The following is a 1,673-nucleotide window of genomic DNA, read 5'->3' as shown; positions in this document are numbered from 1 at the left end:
CTTAGCTGTGACGTTACTTACAGAAGAAGCACCGGCTAACTCCGTGCCAGCAGCCGCGGTAATACGGAGGGTGCGAGCGTTAATCGGAATTACTGGGCGTAAAGCGTACGCAGGCGGTTTGTTAAGCGAGATGTGAAAGCCCCGGGCTCAACCTGGGAACTGCATTTCGAACTGGCAAACTAGAGTGTGATAGAGGGTGGTAGAATTTCAGGTGTAGCGGTGAAATGCGTAGAGATCTGAAGGAATACCGATGGCGAAGGCAGCCACCTGGGTCAACACTGACGCTCATGTACGAAAGCGTGGGGAGCAAACAGGATTAGATACCCTGGTAGTCCACGCCGTAAACGATGTCTACTAGAAGCTCGGGTCTTCGGACTTGTTTTTCAAAGCTAACGCATTAAGTAGACCGCCTGGGGAGTACGGCCGCAAGGTTAAAACTCAAATGAATTGACGGGGGCCCGCACAAGCGGTGGAGCATGTGGTTTAATTCGATGCAACGCGAAGAACCTTACCTACACTTGACATACAGAGAACTTACCAGAGATGGTTTGGTGCCTTCGGGAACTCTGATACAGGTGCTGCATGGCTGTCGTCAGCTCGTGTTGTGAGATGTTGGGTTAAGTCCCGCAACGAGCGCAACCCCTATCCTTAGTTGCCAGCGATTCGGTCGGGAACTCTAAGGAGACTGCCGGTGATAAACCGGAGGAAGGTGGGGACGACGTCAAGTCATCATGGCCCTTACGTGTAGGGCTACACACGTGCTACAATGGCGCATACAGAGTGCTGCGAACCTGCGAGGGTAAGCGAATCACTTAAAGTGCGTCGTAGTCCGGATTGGAGTCTGCAACTCGACTCCATGAAGTCGGAATCGCTAGTAATCGCGTATCAGAATGACGCGGTGAATACGTTCCCGGGCCTTGTACACACCGCCCGTCACACCATGGGAGTGGGTTGCTCCAGAAGTGGATAGTCTAACCTTCGGGAGGACGTTCACCACGGAGTGATTCATGACTGGGGTGAAGTCGTAACAAGGTAGCCCTAGGGGAACCTGGGGCTGGATCACCTCCTTATACGATTTAGAACTTATTTGTTCGTAGTGTCCACACAGATGATTGTTAATTGTAAAGAGAACAACACTTATTGTTTGGGTCTGTAGCTCAGTTGGTTAGAGCGCACCCCTGATAAGGGTGAGGTCGGTAGTTCAAATCTACTCAGACCCACCACTTCTTCTTGATACTGCGTTGTAAGCTTCGTCGTTTAGTGAACTAAACGTCCTCAACTTACGCCTTGTCTCAATCGAAGTGGCTAATAAAACAGTAAGTACCAGCATATGTGGGGCTATAGCTCAGCTGGGAGAGCGCCTGCCTTGCACGCAGGAGGTCAGCAGTTCGATCCTGCTTAGCTCCACCACTTTTACTCCTTAAAAATAAACATTCTTAATCAGGTAATAAACTGCTTGAGAATAGAGTGTGTTTAATTTTGAGAAGTTTATTCTCTTGCTCTTTAAAAATTTGGAAAGCTGATATTAAAATTCTTATAGATATTCGTATCTATAAAGAGTTTTCAAAAGTAAAAAATATGCCAGTTAATCAGCAATGATTAATCGGTATCTACTTTAGTATTCTCATCATTATTTGATGAATTAACTTCTGGCGAAGTTAACAGCTGTCACT

2 tRNA genes and 1 rRNA gene are annotated in these 1,673 nt (G+C 47.6%); all 3 read left to right on the top strand.

What is annotated here, in order from left to right:
* A 16S ribosomal RNA gene (locus tag L1272_RS22935) occupies window positions 1-1,070 on the top strand; the annotation flags it as partial.
* Window positions 1,071-1,146: 76 nt separating this feature from the next.
* Window positions 1,147-1,223 (top strand) — tRNA-Ile (locus L1272_RS22930).
* Window positions 1,224-1,334: 111 nt separating this feature from the next.
* Window positions 1,335-1,410, top strand: a tRNA-Ala gene (locus L1272_RS22925).
* The last annotated feature ends 263 nt before the right edge of the window (window positions 1,411-1,673 follow it).

Source organism: Pseudoalteromonas sp. PAST1, assembly GCF_021532515.1.
Taxonomy (GTDB): Bacteria; Pseudomonadota; Gammaproteobacteria; order Enterobacterales; family Alteromonadaceae; genus Pseudoalteromonas; species Pseudoalteromonas simplex.
The sequence above is the reverse complement of the archived record's forward strand: the minus strand, read 5'-3'. Positions and strand labels throughout refer to the sequence as shown.